This window comes from Microbulbifer sp. ABF4_107, assembly GCF_056312215.1.
Map to the genome: position 1 here is coordinate 2,495,099 of NZ_CM149983.1, position 20,081 is coordinate 2,515,179.

Consider the following 20,081-nt stretch of genomic DNA (forward strand, 5'->3'; position numbering starts at 1 on the left):
GCCTGAACCGGCTCACGTTATTGCATACGCGACCAGTTTCAGGTCAAAGTTGTCAGAAAAGTACTCTGCGCCTTTCCGTGCTGACGGCCATCAGAATACCAAACCCCGCCATCAGGGTAATTACCGAGGTACCACCGTGGCTGACCAGGGGCAGAGGAACCCCCACCACTGGCAGTAAGCCGGTCACCATACCGATATTCACAAACACGTAGACGAAAAAGGTCAGCGTGATACTGCCCGCCAACAACCTTCCGAATACATGTTGGGCCATAAAACTAATATAGATGCCCCGGGCGATGATCAACAGATACAGAGTCAACAGGATCAGTGCGCCGCGCATTCCCCACTCTTCCGCCAGTACCGCGATGATGAAATCTGTGTGGCTTTCCGGCAGAAAATCCAGTTGCGACTGGGTGCCCTGCATGTACCCCTTGCCGGACCAGCCCCCGGAACCGATCGCCGCCTTGGACTGGAAGATGTTCCAGCCGGCGCCAAGACGATCCGCGTCCGGGTTGAACAGGGTGAGAATCCGCTGTTTCTGGTAATCCCGCAGCCCCCACATCCACATGGGCCAGGCGGCCATCAGCCCCATGACAATGGCGCTGCCAATCATCTTCCAGCTGAGGCCGGACAGATACAGGGCAAAGATGCCGGAGGCGGCGATCAGAATGGAGGTACCCAGGTCTGGCTGACGTACGATCAGCACAGCGGGAATACCGATAATAACGAGCGTGGCCACGACCGTCAGAAAGGACGGCGGCAGGGCCCGCTTGTGCAGATAGGCCGCCACCGCGATGGGTACGGCCAACTTCAGAGCCTCGGAGGGCTGGAAGCGAAAGCCACCAATCTGCAGCCAGCGCTGGGCACCCTTGGCACCGACACCCACAAACAGCACCGCCACCAACAGGCAGCACCCGGCCAGATAAAACCAGGGCGACCAGCGCCGGTAAAACTCCAGTGGAATCTGTGCGGCAATCAACATGCCGATAAACGCCAGGCCCATAAAGACCGCCTGGCGTTTTACGTAGTGAAATTCTTCGCCGGCAGCACTGTACAACACCACCAGGCCGACACCAGCCAGTGCCATCAGCAACAGTAGCAGCGGCAAATCGATGTGCCAGCGGCGGGAAAAACTCTCCGGGCGGCGCAGGCTGCTGCCGGTGTCCGGCAGCCGGTTCATGTAATCGCGGCTAGCCACTAATACGCACTCCCGCTTGCTCGTTCATACAGGCGTTGACCATGGGTGGACGCCAGGAGTGACGACTGGCGGTATCTTCGTAGGCCCGAGACATCCAGTCGAAAAAGACTTCACGGGCTACCGGCGCGGCGACCTTGCCGCCGCCCTCGCCGTTTTCCACCAGCACCGACACCGCTATCTGCGGATCGTCCACCGGCGCGAAGGCCACAAACAGGGCGTGATCCCGATGGCGCTCTTTCAGCGCTTCGGAATCGTATTTTTCACCCTGCGCAATACCGACCACCTGAGCCGTACCGGACTTGCCCGCCACTTTGAAGTCGAGGCCGGCACCGGCGCGCTTGCCGGTGCCGTGAGTGCTGTAGACCACCGCTTCCATACCTTCAAAGACCAGGTCCCAATGCTCTGGGCGCGCGTCCACATGGTGCAGAATTTCCGGCGGCTGCTCGATGCCATCCACCGCCATAACCACCTGCGGGCGGTAATGAGTGCCGCGGTTGGCAATGGTCGCAGTCATCACCGCCAGCTGCAGTGGCGTTGCCAACACAAACCCCTGCCCCAGCACTGCGTTCAGGCTGTCACCGGGAAACCAGGGCACACCGCGAGCGCCGCGTTTCCAGGCGCGCGACGGGAAGAGTCCCGGGTATTCCCTCGGCAAATCAATACCGGTTTTTTCCCCGAGGCCGAAACGGGTGGCAATATCGTGCATGCCATCGATGCTCCAGCGATGCGCCATGTCCCAGAAGTAGACATCACAACTCTGCGCGAGGCCCTGAATCAGGTCCACATGCTTGCCGTGGCCCCAGCGTTTCCAGTCGCGATAGATACGGGAGTCATTGGGGAGCTTGAAAAAGCCGGGGTCCGCCACTTGTGTCTCGGCGGTGATCACACCGGCAGCCAGCCCCCCCAGCCCCATCATGGGCTTGAGCGTAGAGCCGGGCGGATACTGCCCCTGCACCACACGGTTAAACAGCGGCACATCCAGTGAGTCCCGCAGGGCGCTGTAATCCTTGAAGCTGATACCGGTGACAAACAGGTTTGGGTCGAAAGACGGCTGGCTGACGAAGGCGAGCACACCACCGGTTTTCACATCGATTGCCACTACCGCGCCACGGTTGTCCCCCAGCGCCTCGGTGGCCACCTGCTGCAGGCGGGTATCCAGATACAGGGTCAGCTCCGAGCCGGGTTTGGGGTCCTGACGCTCCAGCACCCGCAGCACGCGACCGCGGGCGTTGGTTTCCACATTCTCGTAGCCCACTTCGCCCAGCAGCATATCTTCGTAGGAGCGCTCCAGCCCCACCTTGCCGATACTCTGGGTGCCGCGGTAACGGCGCACGTCTTCCTCGGAGAAACTCGACAGTTCGCGCTCGTTGATCCGTCCAACATAACCGACGCTATGGGCAAACAGCTCCTGCTCCGGGTAATAGCGCACCAGCTCCGCCTCCACGGAAACCCCGAGCAGGTGGAACTCGTTCACGCTGATACGGGCGATTTCTTCTTCGCTGAGACGGTAGCGCAAAGGGACGGGTTCGAAGGGACGGCGGCGCGGCAGGCGGCGCTTGAATTTTTCTACATCGCCATCGTCCAGCTCTACCAGCTGGCCGAGCAGTTCGAGGGTCGCGTCCAGGTCTTTGACCCGCTCGCGCACGATAGACAGGGTGTAGCTGGGCCGGTTGTCGGCGAGCAACTCGCCGTTGCGGTCATAGATCAGCCCGCGGGTCGGTGGCACCGGGCGCACCTGAATGCGGTTCTGGTCCGACTGGGTACGGTAGTCCTCGAAGTTGACTACCTGCAGGTTGTACAGGCGCGCAACCAGCACCCCCAGCAGCGCAACCACACCGAAGATGGCCACCAGCATACGGTTGCGGAATAGCCGCTGCTCCGTGTGGTGATCTTTAAAGTGCAGGTTTTCAGGCATGCTGGTGAAAACAGGTTAGTCAGTGGCGCGAAAATGACCACGGAGTGTACACAAGTTTGCCGTCCATGCGGAGATGACAGCGGAGTTGATGGCAAATATCGCAACCTATGATCCAGGTGCAAGGTTGAGCTCCGCGCCACATGGTTGAGACCACAGCCGCCAGCAGCAGTTCACCATCCCTCGGCCAACCGATGGGATTGGTGACTATCTACTTGTGATAGGGGTGCCCCGCAAGCAGTGTCCAGGCCCGGTAGATCTGCTCCGCCAGCAGCACCCGCACCAGCGGATGCGGCATGGTGAGCGCAGACAGGGACCACTTTTGATTCGCCCGCGCCACACACTCCGGCGCCAGCCCATCGGGGCCGCCAATCAGCAGGCAGACGTTGTCGCCGCCCATCTGCCAGTCCGCAAGCTCGCGGGAAAGCTGCTCGGTGCTCCAGGCCTTGCCCTTCACTTCCAGCGCCACCACATGCTCCCGCGGATTGATCGCCGCCAGCATGGCCTCCCCTTCTTTCTGGCGGGCTTTCTCCACCAGTGCCGGAGAGTTCTTCTGGCCGCGATTGCCAAGGGGGATTTCTACCATTTCCAGGGTCAGTTCCCGGGGCAGGCGCTTGGCGTACTCGTTGTAGCCCTCCTGCACCCACCCGGGCATCTTGCCGCCGGCGGCGATGATTCTGATCTTCACGGAAGAACGACCAGCGGATCAGTCTTGGTGCGGGTCGGAACCGTCCGCGTCGTCGCGGGTGTTCGGGGTCATGGACCAGAGTTTTTCCAGGTCGTAGAAGCCGCGGGTTTCCGCCTGCATCACATGGATCACCACGTCACCGTAGTCCACCAGCACCCACTCGCCCTGCTCCATGCCTTCCACACCGATGGGGCGAATGCCCGCTTCCTTGCCGTCCTCAACCACATTGTTGGCCAGGGACTTCACCTGGCGGTTAGAAGTACCGGTGCAGATGATGAGGGTATCCATCACGTCGCTGAGTTCAGAGACGTCCATGGAAACGATGTCTTTACCCTTGAGGTCTTCCAGTGCGTTTACCGCAATTGATTTGATATCAGTCATAACACCTGTATCGGGAGCCGGGGCTCCGCTCTTTTGAGGCTCAACTATTGGTAGAGCCGATAAGTTTGAATGTAGTCCAGCACCCGCTCCGGCAGCAGAAACTGCGGTGAGCGGCCACTTTTGATCTGGGTGCGAATGTCCGTGGCGGAGATTGGCAACAAGCTCAGTTCCTGCAGCAGGATTCGCCCTGCGGGCTGCTGTTGGATATCCACCAGAGCACCGCGCTTTGCCGCCACCAGTTCAGCCACCGCCCCTTCGCCAGGGATGTCGAATCCAGGGCGGGCGACAACCACCAGATGCGCCAGCTCAAGCAACCGCGGCCAGCGGTGCCAGCCGGGCAGGCCCAGCAGGGAATCCATCCCCATGCAGAAGCTGATGGAGACTTCGCCTCCCAGCTCACCGCGCAGTTCTTCCAGGGTATCCACCGTGTAGGTGGGGCCTGCGCGCTGCAGTTCCCGCGCGTCCAGCACCAGCTCCGGGCAGTCCTGCAATGCCAGCGCCAGCATGTCCCGCCGCGTTTCCGCGGTCACGCCGGGGGCGGCGCGGTGCGCCGGCTGGTGGGATGGCAGCAGGCGCATTTCATCGAAACCCAGGCCCTGCTTCAGCTCCAGCGCCATGCGCAGGTGGCCGAAGTGCACCGGGTCAAAGGTGCCGCCAAACAGCGCCAGGGTTTTCGACGTCGGATTCATTACGAATTCGGGCTCACTGGCGGATCTGTCCGTCCCCGAACACGATCCATTTCTGCGAGGTCAGGCCTTCCAGGCCCACCGGGCCGCGGGCGTGAATCTTGTCGGTACTGATACCGATTTCCGCGCCCAGGCCGTATTCAAAGCCGTCCGCAAAGCGGGTGGAGGCATTGATGATCACCGAACTGGAATCCACTTCCGCCATAAAACGGCGGGCGCGGCTGTAGTCTTCGGTGACGATCGCCTCGGTGTGGCCGGAGCTGTAACGGGCAATGTGCTCCATGGCCCCATCCATATCCGCCACCACGCGAATCGCCAGTACCGGCGCCAGGTACTCCGTACCCCAGTCTTCTTCCGTTGCCGGCAGTGCCTGGGGCAGGATCGCGCGGGTCTTGTCGCACCCGCGCAGCTCAACGCCTTTTTCACCATAGGCCGCGGCCAGGCGCGGCAGGAACTCTGCCGCTACAGCCTCTGCCACCAGCAGGGTTTCCATGGCGTTGCACACGCCGTAGCGGTGGGTTTTGGCGTTCAGGGCAATGTTGAAGGCCTTTTCCGTATCCGCGCGGTCGTCCAGATACACATGGCAGATACCATCGAGATGCTTGATCACCGGCACCCGTGCGTCGTTGCTGATGCGTTCGATCAGCCCTTTGCCGCCGCGGGGGACGATCACGTCCACGTATTCCGGCATGGTAATCAGCGCGCCCACCGCAGCGCGATCGGTGGTGCCCACTACCTGTACCGCGGTTTCCGGCAGGCCAACCTGTTTCATGCCCGCGGAAATACAGGCGGCAATGGCACGGTTGGAGTGCAGTGCCTCGGAGCCGCCGCGCAAAATAGTGGCGTTACCGGACTTCAGGCACAGGCTGGCCGCATCGATGGTCACGTTGGGGCGGGACTCATAGATGATGCCCACCACCCCAAGCGGCACACGCATTTTGCCCACCTGGATACCACTGGGGCGGTATTTCAGGTCGCTGACTTCACCCACCGGGTCCGGCAGTTCGGCAATCTGGTTGAGCCCATCGATCATGGCGTCGATACGCGCATCATTCAGTTCCAGGCGGTCCAACAGGGCCGCATCCAGGCCGTTGTCGCGGCCGTTCTGCATATCCTGGGCGTTGGCCGCCGCCAGCTGTGGTCGCTGACTGTCCAGCTCCGCGGCGATGGCCTTGAGGGCAGCATTTTTGATTCCAGTGTCAGCGCGAGCCATCAGGCGGGCAGCGGCGCGCGCCGCGCGGCCCATGGCCTGCATTGTTCCCATGGCAGATGTGGAGCCGGTAGATTCCTGCTCTCGCTCGGTGGCGCTGACACTGTTCATTGCTGATCTCCTTGCAAAACACGCTATCTCGCCGGGATTGTCGCCAATCCCGCGTCAATTCTCACATCTCCCGGCACGAGCGCCGGAAAACGGCCGCGCAGTATACCGCAACAGCGCCGGAAAATTGCCCAACTAAAACGGTTAATGGGCAGATTCTTGCGGCCGCTGCTGCCCCAGTTTCTGGTGGAGAAAGGCAATCCCCAGTAGCGCCAGCCCCATTCCCATAAACGATGCCACCCGCAGCAGCCCTTCAAGACCGGACATATCCACCAGGAACAGCTTGACGATAACGAGAGCCAGCACCGCCATACCGCCCTGATAACAGCTGCGCCAACCGCGCCAACTGCCGAGCAATATGGCCGCCACCGCCAGCGCCAGCCACACCGCAGAATAGGTGTAGAGCTCGCCGGTGGCCGCGGAAGTATCCAGGCGGATACTGCCTTGCCACAGGTGCCGCACCTCCAGGGATACCCATACAAACGCCGCAAATGCCGACAGCAGCGCGGCATAGCGGCGCACCCCAGGTAGATAGAAACGGCTCACCACAAAGGCCAGTAGCACCGGCCCGGCAAACGCCGGCAGCAGCATATTGAATAGCGGCCGCTCGCTAATGGCGCGCCAGGCCCAGGGCTCGCTGGTGGCGGTGGCCAGCAGAATCCACAGGTAATTGACCAGCCCCCCGGCCATCAGCAGCCGGCCGTAGCCGTCGTACCAGTTGGCGAAGCTGCCGGCGATCAGGCTTTTGCGGTAGTACACCAGCCCCAGGGCGGTAAACAGCCACATATTGATCACCGCCTCGGCAAATCGGTACTCCCCGGCCAGGGCATTGCCGTCGTACAGCCAGTAGCGGCATTCCGCCCACAGGGTCAGTACCAGCAAGTGCAGTGCCGCCGCCTCTGCCCAGCGGGCCAGGTTCAGCTGGGGTTCCCGCAACAGACGAGCAGCCAGCCAGGCGCACAGGGCGGAACCACCGTAGGTCCACAGGGACCAGTGGGCGACGTTGTTGTAGATACTGTCATATGTCAGGAGCCAGGGATTCAGGGTAAGGCGCACCACCACCAGTACCAGTACCGCCTTCAGTAGCCAGCCCAGCGCCGGCACTTCAAACCGGCGAATCACCCAGGCCAGAGAAATGGCCTGCAATGCCAGTGCGAGAGTCAGACTCGCCTGCTTCAGCCACAGACACACCGCCAGACTGTAGGCAAAATGCGCTGCGATAAACAGCCACACCACCATGCCCCGGGACCAGTGCCGGCCGACACCGCGGCTGCCCAGATACATAAACACCGCGCCAAAAATGGCGGCGTACAGGCACCACCAGAACTTGGACAGATAGCCCCCGGCCAGCGCGTATCCGATCAGCAGGGACAGTAGCGGTGCCATCACCGCGAGGGACGCCCACCAGGCACCAGACGCGCCGCGGCGGTTCTCCTCGCCCGCCAGCTTGATTGAGAGATAGTTGTAGATGGCCATACCACTGAAAAGCACCGCCGTTAACAGCAGGTACAACAGGAAAGCGCCCTGCTGCTCCGCGGCCAGCGGCAACAGGCGCACCGCATCCCCGCCCCACTGATCCAGCCGGCTGGCAAACCAGGCCACCAACTGTCCGAGAAACAGCACCCAGGGCACCGGTGTCAGTGTGGGATTTTTGCGCGCGGCGATCAGCGCCACCAGAGCCAGCGGGCTCCATGTCCCCAACAGGGATACTGCAGAAGCCGTCGAGGGATCAACACCTTCACGGAATATCGACAGACACTGGGCGACCACAATCACCAGCAGGCTCGGCAGTACCAGTGCCGCTGCGGATCCGTTTGCTGGCATGCGTTCCCGCAACAGCCAGTTACCGGGAATGACCGCAATCACCAGATATGCCAGTGCCGCCAGGTAGAGGCCGCGCCAGCCGTCGGCCTGGTGCCCGGCCAGGGAGATCAGCCACCACAGCAGCGCACCAGCCAACATTCCAAGCCACAACCAGCTGCGGTAAACGTGTCGCAACAGCAGCAGTACCGAGGTGGAAATAATCAGTGCGTACACCATCGCACCCAGCACATTTCCCGAGCCGCTGGAAACCAGAATCGGCACCGCATAAGCGCCGAGCATGCCGATGGCGGCGAGCACCGGGCCGTGCAATCGCGCCAGCCACATGGTGATCAGTGCCACCAGCGCCAGCGCGCCAAAGGCCACACCTGGCTCAACCAGGCTGTAAAGATGTACCGCAGACAGCACCGCGGCAAACGCGGTAATAGCACCGCCGCCGGCGAGTGCGGCGAAAGTAGGATGGGTGCTGCCGGTTTTGCGTCGCAGCACTTCGGCTGCCACATACAGGGCAAGCGCGGTCACCAGCCCCATGATCACACGCACTTTCGGGCCGAGTAATCCCTGCTCGATACCGTACCGGGCGAGGAAAATTCCCGACAGCGCGACACAGGCGCCGCCCAGCCACACCATCCAGTTTTTCTGCAGACGCTCGAAGAGCCGGTCGCCCACAGGACCCTTATCCTGCGACTGAGCGGCGGAGCTTGAATGGGTGGACCAGCGCTCTTTTTTCCAACCGGCCTGCGGAGCCGGGGACGGAGCCGGCTCAACCGCTTTTGGTGCATCGATCTCGATATCGAGTTTCAGGTCGTCCGGTGCCGGCTGTGGCTGCGGGGTCATTGTGACGGCGGGCTGCACCGTCTCATCCGCAATGCCATCCACCAGTTCATCCAGCCTCTCTCGCAGGCGAGTGACTTCGCGGCGCAATTGCCTGACTTCGGCGAACGCAAAAATACCCAGAAAGGAGCCGATGATGATTGCGAGAATCAACATCACGCCCACAAAAATAAAATTATCCATTGGCAAAATCTGTTTTCTTTTTGTTTATTTATTTCTTATCGATTATTTACCAGCCCAATTCCGTGGTGCGCAGCTGGGCCTGTACTTTCTATTCCTTGGCCCAGCGATCCAGGTTGGCCGCGATGTTTGCCAGCCGTTCCAGCGGGTCGTGACTGGCCAGCAGCTCGACACGGGCGGCATCGTCCAGAGGAAGCAGCTGCGCCAACTGCCAGGAAAGCGCCTCGGCGGTTTCCACCGGGGCAAACTTCAATGAGAGCGTCGCGGTATGCTGCTTGAGCTCGTTCAAAATCGCCATCAGCCCGTCAAAGGTATCGGGCACCGGGTGCGACTCTTCATCCGGTAACCACTCCACATCTGCCATCAACAGACCGTCCTCTTCGGGAAAGGTCTCCAGCACGCGAAAGCGGGACTCTCCGGCCACATCGATATGCAGCAACCCTTCTTCTCCCTGGCTCCAGTCGACAATACGCACATACAACCCCAGCGGCCACACCTCCGCAGGGCCCACGCCCACTTCCTTGCCACTGCGAATCAGTGCCACCCCAAATCCGGTATCGGACCGGAGTGATTCGGTCACAAGTCGCAGATAACGCTGCTCAAAAATACGCAACGGCAGGGTCACACCGGGAAACAGCGCCATATTGAGGGGGAAGAGTGGGATAAGGGACAAGATCTTGGCTCTCCGGCTGAATGGGTTGGCGACAAAGATACCACTCCTGTCGATGGCACAAGAATAATCTCCCCACCTGAAAACAAAAACTCGCGCCAACTGTTCTATGCTCAAATTTATATGCGAATGGTTATTCAGTGAGAGGTATCCCATGCGCTGGCGTGAAGGTCGCAGAAGTTCAAATGTTGAGGATCGCCGCGGCGAGCGCTCTCCGGGTGGCGGAGGAGGCATGGGTGGCCTGGGCAACCTGCTGGCCCTGGCGCCATTTCTGTTACGCAGTAAAAAGGGCTGGCTGATTCTGCTGGCACTGGCAGCGCTGTATTACTTTGGCGGCAACCTGTTCAGCGGTATGCCGAACACCGAATCCCCGAGCCTTGGCCCCGACGCACAGACAGCGCCCGGCGCACCCGGGGCTGACGATGAGGTGGCGCAGTTTGTCTCGGTGGTGTTGGGCTCGACGGAAGATGTGTGGGGGCAGGTTTTCCAGCAGGCCGGGGCACAATATTCTGCCCCCAAGCTGGTGCTCTATTCCGACGCGGTGCGCTCCGCCTGCGGCCTCAGTTCTGCGGCGGTAGGCCCCTTCTACTGCCCCGGCGACCAGAAGGTGTATCTGGACCTGAGTTTTTTAAACGAATTGAAAAAGCTCGGGGCGCCGGGTGACTTCGCATTTGCCTACGTGATTGCGCACGAGGTCGGTCACCATGTGCAGAATCTGCAGGGCCTCTCCGCGAAAGTACAGCAAGCGCGCATGCAGGCAGACAAGGTAACGGCGAACCGCCTTTCGGTAATGCTGGAGTTACAGGCAGACTGTTATGCGGGAGTTTGGGCGTACTATGCCAACCGCGACAAGCAGATGCTGGAGCCCGGCGATGTGGAAGAAGGCCTCCGCGCAGCGGCGGCGGTAGGCGACGACCACCTGCAACGCCGAGCCGGCCGCGCCGTCTCCCCCGACGCCTTTACCCACGGCAGCGCCGAACAGCGGGCCCACTGGTTCCAACAGGGGTTCAGCACCGGTGACGTCAACAAGTGCAATACCTTTGCGACGCTATCAGGACAGTAGCTGGCCCCAGGAAGCTTTAACCACTAAGCTTGCCGCTCAAGAATTTATCCATCATCAATAAATGAGGAATACACCCGTGCCAAGAGCAACAGCCCGCCACATTCTGGTAGAAAGCGAAGCCCAGTGTCAGGACCTGAAAAAGCAAATTGAAGACGGCGCCGATTTCGGAAAGGTTGCCCAGCAATATTCCAAGTGCCCCTCCGGCCGCAACGGTGGCGACCTGGGTGAGTTTGGTCAGGGTCAGATGGTGCCGGAATTCGACAAGGTGGTTTTCAACGATGAGTTGAACAAGGTACACGGTCCTGTGAAAACCCAGTTTGGTTATCACCTGCTGGAAGTAACCAGCCGTACTGATTGAGGACAGCCAATTAGCCTTTTTACTGCCGGTTAAGAACTTGGCAGCTAGAAGCTAAGACAAGGTGCTGGTGCGAGTATTTCGAACCGTCGTCGCCATGGATGGCGGCGCCGGAGCGTACAGGGATGTATTCACAGCGATTCGAAATACTCGTACCAGCACCTTGGCGCCACTCAAGTGGCTTACAGGGCTCCACTATTGAAGCCCTTGATTTCAATTACTCAGCGCTAGTCTCAGCCTGCCACTCGAACAGGTTCATCTCGATAAAGAAGAAGGCCACCAGCCACAGGAACGCATCCCAAAAATCAAGAAGCTCGCCACTGACTCCCCAGTAAATAGCGCAAAGCAGCAGGGTGAAATACAGCAGCCCCTTGAACACCTGGGAATACCGCATGATGGAATCGGTCAGCTGGTGACGCAGTTGCAGCCAGACATCGAACGCCAGAATCGCCACCACCAGCAGCCAGGCACCGGCATTGATCACATCCACCCACGCCAGCCACTGAATCTCTCGCCAGATCTCCGCATCACCCACGATTTGTGCATCGGCCAGACCAAGCAGGCTCGCATCCGCCAGCGACCCGCAATTTGCCGCCGACAGTGCCGTATATTCATTCTGCTCCAGCACCATCGACCAGCCACCGCTGGCCGCCAGATCACAGGCAGATCCCGCTACCGGCAACAGATGCGTCAGCGACAGCATCTCCGAGAAATAACCGTAAAACGAGTACACGATAACCACATAACAAAACGCGGAAACCGCATTCAAAACCCACTTAATACGCCCCTTCAGCTTCTCATCGGACAACACCCAGGTTTCCAGCTCGAACACCAACAGCAGTAACACCCAGGCCAGCGTGTCAATGGAATCGTTATAAGCCTCAATGATATTGCCCAGGCTTATCCCGTCGGCAAAAACAGTACCCGCTGCTGCGTGATTCTCGACAAAAAACGCATATACGTTGACCGCCAAAAGGCAGTAAACGGTGTACTTGAAGATTTTGAACAGGGTATAGCGATTCGCGGAAATACCAGTCAAAGAAACCACCTCGGACACTGGCGACCCACTTCAATAGTGAGCTTATTTTATTATTCATCTTGCCCTGGCCCCACACCACTGACCGGTATTACATTGCAAGTTGCATCAATATCGAAAGATAACTCGGATTGTGCAGTCAACGCTCATTCAGTTGGCACCCGCGCGCTGGGTCTCTCGCCCGGCCGCGCCGTCGTCAAACAAGCGGTCGAAGCGCACCTCAGGATCCGTCCATTCACCGCTGATTCGATAACTCACACTCGCAACCCTATCCACCTGCTTTTTGAACACCTTACTGATCAGGTACACACCCGCCGCAGCGGGCAGGCCCCCGGCCAGCGCCGCGACAAAGGCCAGGTTATTCCCCACGGGCAAAGTTGCCACCAGAGTCAGGTTCAGGTCTTCCCGGCGCAAGTTGACCCGCCCCGCCATCTGCAACTCACTGGTGGGCCCTTCCACCTGAATGGGCACCGCGATCAACAACTCGCCATCCCCCTCGAAATAGACCTCCCCGCGCACCTGGTCAAAGGTCAGTCCGCTCTGCACCAGGTCGGAAAAATCCAGGCGCAGGCGACGTGCCCAGGTGTCGAAGTTGAACAGGGACAGCAGGCGCAACAACGAAGTCCCCGCGTTGTCGCTGGCACGAAGGAAGCGGCCGTTGCGGATATCGATACTGATCTCGCCGTTCATATCATTGGGATTGACCATAGCGGGAGATCCACTCCAGCGCAGCGCGGTATCGAACACCGCTGCGCGGCTTTCGATCGCGGCCTCCTGCCCCCAGGCCTGCAGCACATCACCCAGATTGTCCCCCCGCAGGCGACCAATAAATTGGGAGGATTCACTGCCATCGGCATCGCGCATCCACATCAACTGCGCACCCAGTTTGTTTTCTCCCGCACCACGCCCCTCGATACGGATGCCGCGCATGGCCCCCTGTATTTCACTGATCACAAGGCGCTGTTCAGATGGGCGCAGGCGGAACGACCAGGGACCCATCGCCTCTTCACCCAGCCACAGGCTTTCGGTGGAAAAATCCACCCTTGGCAGACTGGCAAAATCGAACCCTTTCCAGCGGTCATGACGCAAGCCGGGCTCACCAGGTTCCTGCTTATCGACTTCCGTTGCTTCAGCGTCACCATCGGCGGACGGCTCTGCGGCAGCCAGTGCCGGTAGACGAAGGTGCTCCAGCTTCAATCGCAATGGCGAGGCGGTGTTGAGCATGCCACTCAATTCACCCGCCGCGATTTCACTGTCGAAATTGAGCAGCCAGTCCGCGCCGAGACCACGGCCACGCACGTGGATATTATCGATCCGTACCGACTCGGAAACTTTGAGCAGGTCGGTACTGAGATCCAGATTGATCGGCAGTGGTGACCCACCCTGGCCCACGTCCGGCTCGACCGCCTGAGTGGTGTAGATTTCCAACGCCTTTTTCCAGGGCGCAAGGTCCACCAGAGAAAGGTCGCCCACAACAGAGATACCGGGCGTGTCCGGCAGTTTCGCCGGTGCATTCAGCGCGATCGCCCCTCGCTCGAGCTTGCCATCCACCTGCCACAACTGGCCCTGCAAATGTTCCCCATAACTGATGTGGTAGAGGTTGCCCTCGTCACCCACCGGTACACGCATCACAAACCGGGATTTCTCGCCACCGGGTTTACCCAGTGGCGCAGGAAGGTTGACCGCCACTTGCTCAAGATCGGAAGTCAGCTCGAGAATCGCTCGATAGGGCTTGTCTTTGGATTTGGCCGGGATAGTGACCAGTGCCTGGTAATCCAGCTTGCCATCCAGCCACTGCAACTCGGGGCGTCCACTCCACTCGCCGATACCTGACGTAACCGCCTTGCCGTTGACCACCACCTGCGTATCTCTCTCCGCGCCACTGCCCAGATGCTGGATGGACGCGCGCAACGGTTGCCCCCACAACTGGCCGCGAAAATGAGACCCCTGCAAACCTGTTTCACTGTGATAGCGCACGTTGCCATTGAGCTGATGGATCTGCAGGTTCAGGCGTTGCAGGTCCAGGCTGGCATCGGAGAGCGCCAGTTCCACCACCTGCTCTGAAGCAAATTTTGCGCCGCCCATGGGCTGTGCAATCTGCAGAGTGCCCTGCATGGCACCGTCCAGAGACCAGTGATCGAAGGCATCTCCCAGGCTGTCGCGCAGGGGCGACTCGCGCAGCAGCTTGAGACCGTCGGTCGCCGGGCCCTGCAGCTCGGCGAATACATCCAGGCGGGAGCCGCCCGGCGCAGGGGATATGCGCACCGAGACATTGGAGCCGTCGACATCCCAGAGGCGGGCCTTGGGTGCGACTACGAGAACCTCGGCATCGTTGATCCCCAGGTGGCCATCAACGTGCTCGGCCGCCGGCCAACCGGGGCTGTAATGCAAATGACTATCGGCAATATCTGCCTGAAGCTGCACCGTCTGACGCTGCGCATGCTGCCCCAGCGCAAGAAGCCCCTCGTCCTCTCCTTCGCGGTAGCTGTATCCGCGATACACAAATCCGGCCGCGGGGATACGCCCCTCGTTACTGGTGCCGATACCGCTGTTCAACCAGTTGCGCAGGTCGTCGCTGACAACGGTGGGCACCAGGTGGCGCTGCTCGGTAACCGCCACATCGCGCAATCCCAGTGCCAGAGTAAAATCCGCAGCGCGGGTGAAAGGCACCAGCGGGATCTGTAACAGAAACTGGCCCGTGAAGGCGCCGCCAGCCGGTACCGATTTTTTTCCTGTCTTGCCAGCGGCATCCAGGTCCAGAGGCCCGGAATACACCGAGACCGTCTCGTGTTCGCGGTCGATATCCCAGGCCACGGTGCCGCGCGCGGCAGAAAAGAAAAATGGTTCGTCGTACAGCAGCGGGAAATGGGCGCTGAACCCAAGCTCGCTGTCCAGCTCGACACGCCCACCCTGTCCGTTCAGGGACAGGAACCCGTTGACTCCGGTCACCGCTGGCGCGCCGCGGTGCGCTCCGGCAGCCACATCGCGTAAATTGGCAGTGACGGTCACTTCGCCATTCACGCGGGATAAACGCACATTTTGCAATTCGCCAGAGGGCTCGAGAGCCTGCAGCCATTCATCGGCCTTGGCAGGAATCAGTTCCAGCACCTTGAGCACCCGGTGCCAGGCCTGCAGTTCGATTTGATCGACCGCCAACTGCAGTCCGCCCTGCTGGTCACCGCTGGCCTGAATATTGACCGCGGGCACTTCCAGCTGTTGCCAGTTCAATCCCAGGTCCTGCAGTACCAGCTCCCAGTTTTGCCCCGGGCGCCAATGACCGGAAATATTGCTGGAGGTGGCGTTCAGGGTCTCCAGTGCACCGGCGGCCTGATTCGACACCGCGCTCCCGGTATTTTGTTCGGGCTGCTGGGCAAGGCTCAGATTGCCACGCAGACTGTATCCCGACTCGGCATCAGAGTTCAGCCACAAACGCCCGCCGGCAAGTTTGCGCCCGGGCCAATACAGTTTTTCCGGCAATGGTGATAGCTGGTAAAGCAGTCCCACCAGATCGGCGTCGATCAACAGTTCGTTGAGCTGCACGTATCCGCGCAGGGAAAACTCCTTGCTGCGGCGGGGATCACCACGCCCCTCCAGCACCAGGCGCAAACTTTCTTCACCCCGGTGCAGACTTTCCATCGCGCCGGTAACAAAAGCACGAGCCACCAGGCGATGAAAACCGCCACTGTTTTCCAATAGGATTTCTTTGAGGTTTAGATTTGCCGATTGGCCATCGGTGAGAGACAGGCCAATACTGGCGTCGCGCACCAGTACCTTGGGCCCAAGCTGAAAGATGCGTGCCGGATCACCAAGCCGTACACCGCCGCCACTGTTTTCCTCTACCGGCTTGCTGGCAAGCGGGAACCCGCGCACCTGCCACCCCCCTTCGGGGCGCTGTTCCAGCTCTGCTGAAAAGCCATCGGCTTCCAGATTTTTCCAGATCAGCTCGCGGTTCCAGATGCTCGCCAGCAGATCCAGATGGAACAGGCCGCGATCCAGTTTTACCTGGCCCTCGGCACCAATTTTCAGACCATCGATCTGCAGCGCCACTTCCAGAGCCTGCCATTGCAGGGAGATATGCTCGAGCGCCACCGGCGCGCCCAGTCGCTCGGACAGCCAGAGGCCAATTTGTGGGCTGTATTTGCCAACCTGTGGCGAGAGCATACGACCGGTCTGCACAAGGATTGCCAGAGTGATCACAGTGATCACCACCAACAACCAGAACTTGCGGGCAAACCAGCGCAACCACAGCATCAGTCGGCCTCCCCCTCAGGGGTGGCACGCGAAAAAGCCGTCACAGTCGGGCGCCTATACCAGAACCACTTACACCAGAACAATGTCGTACTGCTCCTGGTTGTAGATGGGTTCCACCTGAAACTGGATCGGGCGCGCGATAAATTCTTCCAAATCCGCCACATTTGCGGATTCCTCGTCCAGCAGCAGGTCGATCACAACCTGACTGGCCAGCACCATGATCTTGTCGCTGTCGTAAGCGCGCGCCTCGCGAATGATCTCGCGGAAAATTTCATAGCAGACGGTTTCCGCAGTCTTCAGGGTGCCGCGGCCGGCGCAAACCGAGCACGGTTCGCACAGCATCTGGCCGAGGGATTCGCGGGTGCGCTTGCGGGTCATTTCTACCAGACCCAGTTCGGACACCCCGGTGATACTGCTCTTGGCGTGATCCCGCTCCAGCGCTTTTTCCAGAGTGCGCAGGACCTGGCGCTGGTGCTCGGTGTCCTGCATATCGATAAAGTCGATGATGATGATGCCACCGAGATTGCGCAGCCTCAGCTGGCGGGCAATGGCGGTGGCCGCTTCCAGGTTGGTTTTGAAAATGGTCTCTTCGAGATTGCGATGGCCAACGAATGCACCGGTGTTCACATCGATGGTGCTCATCGCCTCGGTCTGTTCGACAATCAGGTAGCCGCCGGATTTCAGGGTCACCTTGTTTTGCAGCGCCTTGCGGATTTCTTCCTCAACGCCGTACAGATCAAACAGCGGGCGCTCACCGGGATAGTGCTCGATACGCGGGGCAATTTCAGGCGCGTACTTGCTGGTGAACTTGGCGGCGCGGGCGTGGGCCTCGCGGGAGTCGATACGGATTTTTTCCGTATGCGGGCGCGCCAGATCCCGCAGGGCGCGCATAAACAGCGGCAGATCTTCGTAAATGATCGCCGGTTCTTTTTCTGTTTTTATCCGCTGCTCCAGCTCGTTCCACAACTTGTACAGGAACGGAATATCCCGCAGTAATTCTTCTTCGCTCACACCTTCGGCGACGGTGCGCAGAATAAAACCGCCGTCAGCGCTCAGGCCTTCATCCGCCAGTTTGGCAGAAGCCAGATCCACCAGCTCGCGCAGGCGTTCACGCTCAGACTCGTCTTCGATGCGGTTTGAGATACCGATATGACGGGTCTGCGGCATATACACGAGATAGCGTGCGGATACCGACAGATGGGTGGTCAGGCGTGCGCCCTTGCTGGAGATGGGGTCTTTCACCACCTGCACCACCAGAGACTGGCCCTCGCGCACCAGCGCACGGATATCCGCCACCTCCCCTTCACGGGACTCCATGCCCTCGTCGTCGAGAGGAGCAATGTCCGAGGCGTGAATAAAACCGGCACGCTCAAGGCCGATATCCACAAACGCCGCCTGCATGCCCGGCAGTACCCGCACCACCTTGCCCTTGTAGATATTGCCCACAATACCGCGGCTGGCGGTGCGCTCCAGGTAAACCTCCTGCAGCACGCCGTTTTCTACCAGCGCCACCCGGGTTTCCATGGGCGCCACGTTGATGAGTAATTCTTCGCTCACTGGCGTAACTCCTAAATCGTCCCTGCATCCGCGCCGGTCGAGCGCTTGTCAAACTGCCAGTAGGGAATGCCCGCCCGCTGTAAAAACCCGGCCAGGGTTTCCAGCGGCAGCCCCACTACATTGCTGTAACTGCCATGAATGGATTCCACCAGCAGTGCGCCCATGCCCTGGATGCCATAACCCCCGGCCTTGTCCTGGGGCTCGCCGGTATTCCAGTAGCCTTCGATCAACTCGCGATCCAGCGCGCGGAAGCGCACCCGGGTTTCGACCACATCGCTGAAGGATTGATCGCTCCCGGTGAGGCAGATGGCGGTGAGTACCGAATGCTCACGGCCGGACATCAGGCGCATCATGCGGGCAAAATCGGTGAAATCCCGAGGTTTTTCCAGTATTTCGTCGTTTACCACCCCCAGAGTATCCGCTCCCAGTGACCAGACAGTGGCATCACCTTCCACCAGTGCGAGACCGGCGCGGGATTTCTCCTGGGCGAGCCGCAGCGCATAGTCACGCCCGGACTCTTCCGGTTGGCGGACTTCTTCCACAGAGGTGGCGGCGGAGGAAAACGGCACCCCGATCTGCATCAACAGTTCGGCGCGCCGGGGAGAGCCGGAGGCGAGGATCAGGCGCGGGGATGGGCTGGGCTGTCGGAAATCGGATGAAGGCACGGGCAACGCTTATGATTATGTGTTTGCTGAATATCGATCAGCTGAATACCGATCAGAAGGCCTGATTATAGCGGCCGCGCTCGAAAAATAACCGCACTCTGCGGACACTTAACACTATTTTTCAGTCACCATTTTTAGACGATCGTCCGCCGATAGAGCTTGAATGAAACGGGTTAGCGAATCCTCAAACTTGAGGCCATCCGGTGCAACCAGGGTGTCACCAGCGGCCAGAGGAGCGCCGTGGTCAGCGCCGGCCAGAGGAACGTCAGTCCGGGCACCGGCTTGCCCGCCAGGCTGTGCACCCAGTTACCCAGCAACTGATTGATTCCCACCAGTACAAATACCCACATCAACTGCTGCCCGGGATTGAAGGCGCGGGTGCGCCGATAGGTCAGCAGGCTGAAATACGCGAGCACCCCCAGGGCCAGTGCGTGGGCCCCGAGTGTAGAGCCGGTCACCAGATCTTCGGCCAACCCGGCCATCCAGGCAAAACCCACACCCAGCTCCTGGGGCATACGGGTCGTCCAGAAGATCACCAGCAGCGCGCAGAAGGCCGGACGAAACCACAGCCAGTTGGTGGGCAGCGGCATCACCGCCAGCAGCAGTGCGACGATAAAGGTGAACAGGATAAACCAGCGATTGTGGGCATCCATGGGATCAGTTCTGCTCTTCCGCGGGCTGCTCGCTCAGCACCGCCAGCACAAAGCGGCTGCGATTCATCAGGCCCCGGGGTTGCACGTCGACATCGGCAAAGGCACGGCCCGGGTCGCGCTTGACGGAAATCACTTCACCCACCGGGTAACCCGCAGGGAAGCGGCCACCGAGGCCAGAACTCAACAGCAGATCCCCTTCGCGGATATCGCTGGTATTGGCCAGGTGACGGAGCTTGAGGCGGTACAGGTCGCCGGTGCCCTCGGCCACCGCGCGCACACTGTTGCGCAGCACCTGCACCGGCAGCGCGTGGTTGGCATCGGTGATCAGCAGTACCCGGCTGGAAAAGTCCCCGGCCTCGATCACCTGCCCCAGCAGTCCGCTGGCATCCATGATCGCCGCACCCTGCTGCACCCCATCGGAGCGGCCCTTGTCGATGATCAGTACGTGCTCGAGCGGATCCGGCGAAACGCCAATCACCTGGGACACCAACACGCGCTGGTCCACACTCTCGGCAGAATTCATCAGCTCTTTCAGCTGGGTGTTTTCCGCGCGCACCGCGGCCAGTAACTGGGTCTGCTGCTCCAGCAGCATCACCTGGTGCTTGAGGCGGCTGTTTTCTTCCACCAGTTCTTCGCGGGTGCGCAGCTGCTCACCGGCCCAATCACCCACACGGGACGGGGTTCCGGTAATCCAGTAGAAAGGCGCGGCGAGACTGGAGAGGCGCTCGCGCACCGGGTCCAGCCAGTCGGTGTAGATATTGACCAGAATCAGCGCCGTCGCCAGGGCGCCCAGCACGATAATGCGGGATTCCG

At 60.2% G+C, this 20,081-nt stretch carries 16 protein-coding genes; 2 read left to right on the forward strand and 14 right to left on the reverse strand.

The features are described from left to right. Positions 1–52 precede the first annotated feature (52 nt). The 8 genes from rodA to ACYX4K_RS10365 all read right to left on the reverse strand — a co-directional run bounded on the left by rodA (position 53) and on the right by ACYX4K_RS10365 (position 9,691). Positions 53–1,198 carry a rod shape-determining protein RodA gene (gene rodA / locus ACYX4K_RS10330; protein WP_475092205.1) on the reverse strand — a complete coding sequence of 382 codons (1,146 nt, stop codon included), beginning with the start codon at positions 1,196–1,198 and terminating at the stop codon, positions 53–55. Beyond that, on the reverse strand, positions 1,191–3,113 hold the full coding sequence (gene mrdA / locus ACYX4K_RS10335) for a penicillin-binding protein 2 (RefSeq protein ID WP_475092204.1): 1,923 nt from the start codon (positions 3,111–3,113) through the stop codon (positions 1,191–1,193). The genes rodA and mrdA overlap by 8 nt, the downstream gene beginning before the upstream one ends. Before the next feature lie 208 nt (positions 3,114–3,321). Next, positions 3,322–3,798: a 23S rRNA (pseudouridine(1915)-N(3))-methyltransferase RlmH gene (gene rlmH / locus ACYX4K_RS10340; RefSeq protein WP_475092203.1), complete on the reverse strand. Its 477-nt coding sequence runs from the start codon at positions 3,796–3,798 to the stop codon at positions 3,322–3,324. A gap of 18 nt (positions 3,799–3,816) precedes the next feature. Next, positions 3,817–4,179, reverse strand: coding sequence for a ribosome silencing factor (gene rsfS, locus ACYX4K_RS10345; RefSeq protein ID WP_475092202.1), 363 nt, complete (start codon positions 4,177–4,179; stop codon positions 3,817–3,819). A gap of 44 nt (positions 4,180–4,223) precedes the next feature. Next, entirely contained in the window at positions 4,224–4,868 is a 645-nt protein-coding gene (gene nadD / locus ACYX4K_RS10350; RefSeq protein ID WP_475092201.1) for a nicotinate-nucleotide adenylyltransferase, read from the reverse strand. A 13-nt stretch (positions 4,869–4,881) separates the two neighbouring features. Next, complete coding sequence (locus ACYX4K_RS10355; protein ID WP_475093934.1) at positions 4,882–6,129, reverse strand: glutamate-5-semialdehyde dehydrogenase; 1,248 nt, start codon at positions 6,127–6,129, stop codon at positions 4,882–4,884. 198 nt (positions 6,130–6,327) lie between these two features. Beyond that, positions 6,328–9,021, reverse strand: a complete 2,694-nt coding sequence (locus ACYX4K_RS10360; protein ID WP_475092200.1) for a DUF2339 domain-containing protein — start codon at positions 9,019–9,021, stop codon at positions 6,328–6,330. Positions 9,022–9,109: 88 nt separating this feature from the next. Next, entirely contained in the window at positions 9,110–9,691 is a 582-nt protein-coding gene (locus ACYX4K_RS10365) for an LON peptidase substrate-binding domain-containing protein (RefSeq protein WP_475092199.1), read from the reverse strand. Between the two features lie 151 nt (positions 9,692–9,842). Here ACYX4K_RS10365 and ypfJ point away from each other — a divergent pair, with 151 nt between their 5' ends. Together ypfJ and ACYX4K_RS10375 are read left to right on the forward strand one after the other, a co-directional pair. Beyond that, positions 9,843–10,751 carry a KPN_02809 family neutral zinc metallopeptidase gene (gene ypfJ, locus ACYX4K_RS10370; RefSeq protein WP_475092198.1) on the forward strand — a complete coding sequence of 303 codons (909 nt, stop codon included), beginning with the start codon at positions 9,843–9,845 and terminating at the stop codon, positions 10,749–10,751. A gap of 76 nt (positions 10,752–10,827) precedes the next feature. Continuing rightward, positions 10,828–11,109: a peptidylprolyl isomerase gene (locus ACYX4K_RS10375; protein WP_043318700.1), complete on the forward strand. Its 282-nt coding sequence runs from the start codon at positions 10,828–10,830 to the stop codon at positions 11,107–11,109. A 214-nt stretch (positions 11,110–11,323) separates the two neighbouring features. Here ACYX4K_RS10375 and ACYX4K_RS10380 read toward each other — a convergent pair whose 3' ends face one another. The 6 genes from ACYX4K_RS10380 to mreC form a co-directional block, all read right to left on the reverse strand. Beyond that, the gene (locus ACYX4K_RS10380; RefSeq protein ID WP_475092197.1) at positions 11,324–12,154 is read right to left on the reverse strand and encodes a hypothetical protein; all 831 of its coding nucleotides are present in this window, start codon (positions 12,152–12,154) and stop codon (positions 11,324–11,326) included. A 138-nt stretch (positions 12,155–12,292) separates the two neighbouring features. Further along, positions 12,293–16,393, reverse strand: coding sequence for a YhdP family phospholipid transporter (locus ACYX4K_RS10385; RefSeq protein ID WP_475092196.1), 4,101 nt, complete (start codon positions 16,391–16,393; stop codon positions 12,293–12,295). Positions 16,394–16,462: 69 nt separating this feature from the next. Then, the gene (rng, locus tag ACYX4K_RS10390) at positions 16,463–17,950 is read right to left on the reverse strand and encodes a ribonuclease G (protein WP_475092195.1); all 1,488 of its coding nucleotides are present in this window, start codon (positions 17,948–17,950) and stop codon (positions 16,463–16,465) included. An 11-nt stretch (positions 17,951–17,961) separates the two neighbouring features. Continuing rightward, complete coding sequence (locus ACYX4K_RS10395) at positions 17,962–18,615, reverse strand: Maf family protein (protein ID WP_476178691.1); 654 nt, start codon at positions 18,613–18,615, stop codon at positions 17,962–17,964. Positions 18,616–18,788: 173 nt separating this feature from the next. After that, on the reverse strand, positions 18,789–19,268 hold the full coding sequence (mreD, locus tag ACYX4K_RS10400; protein WP_475092193.1) for a rod shape-determining protein MreD: 480 nt from the start codon (positions 19,266–19,268) through the stop codon (positions 18,789–18,791). A gap of 4 nt (positions 19,269–19,272) precedes the next feature. Continuing rightward, the gene (mreC, locus tag ACYX4K_RS10405; protein WP_475092192.1) at positions 19,273–20,064 is read right to left on the reverse strand and encodes a rod shape-determining protein MreC; all 792 of its coding nucleotides are present in this window, start codon (positions 20,062–20,064) and stop codon (positions 19,273–19,275) included. Between the last annotated feature and the right edge of the window lie 17 nt (positions 20,065–20,081).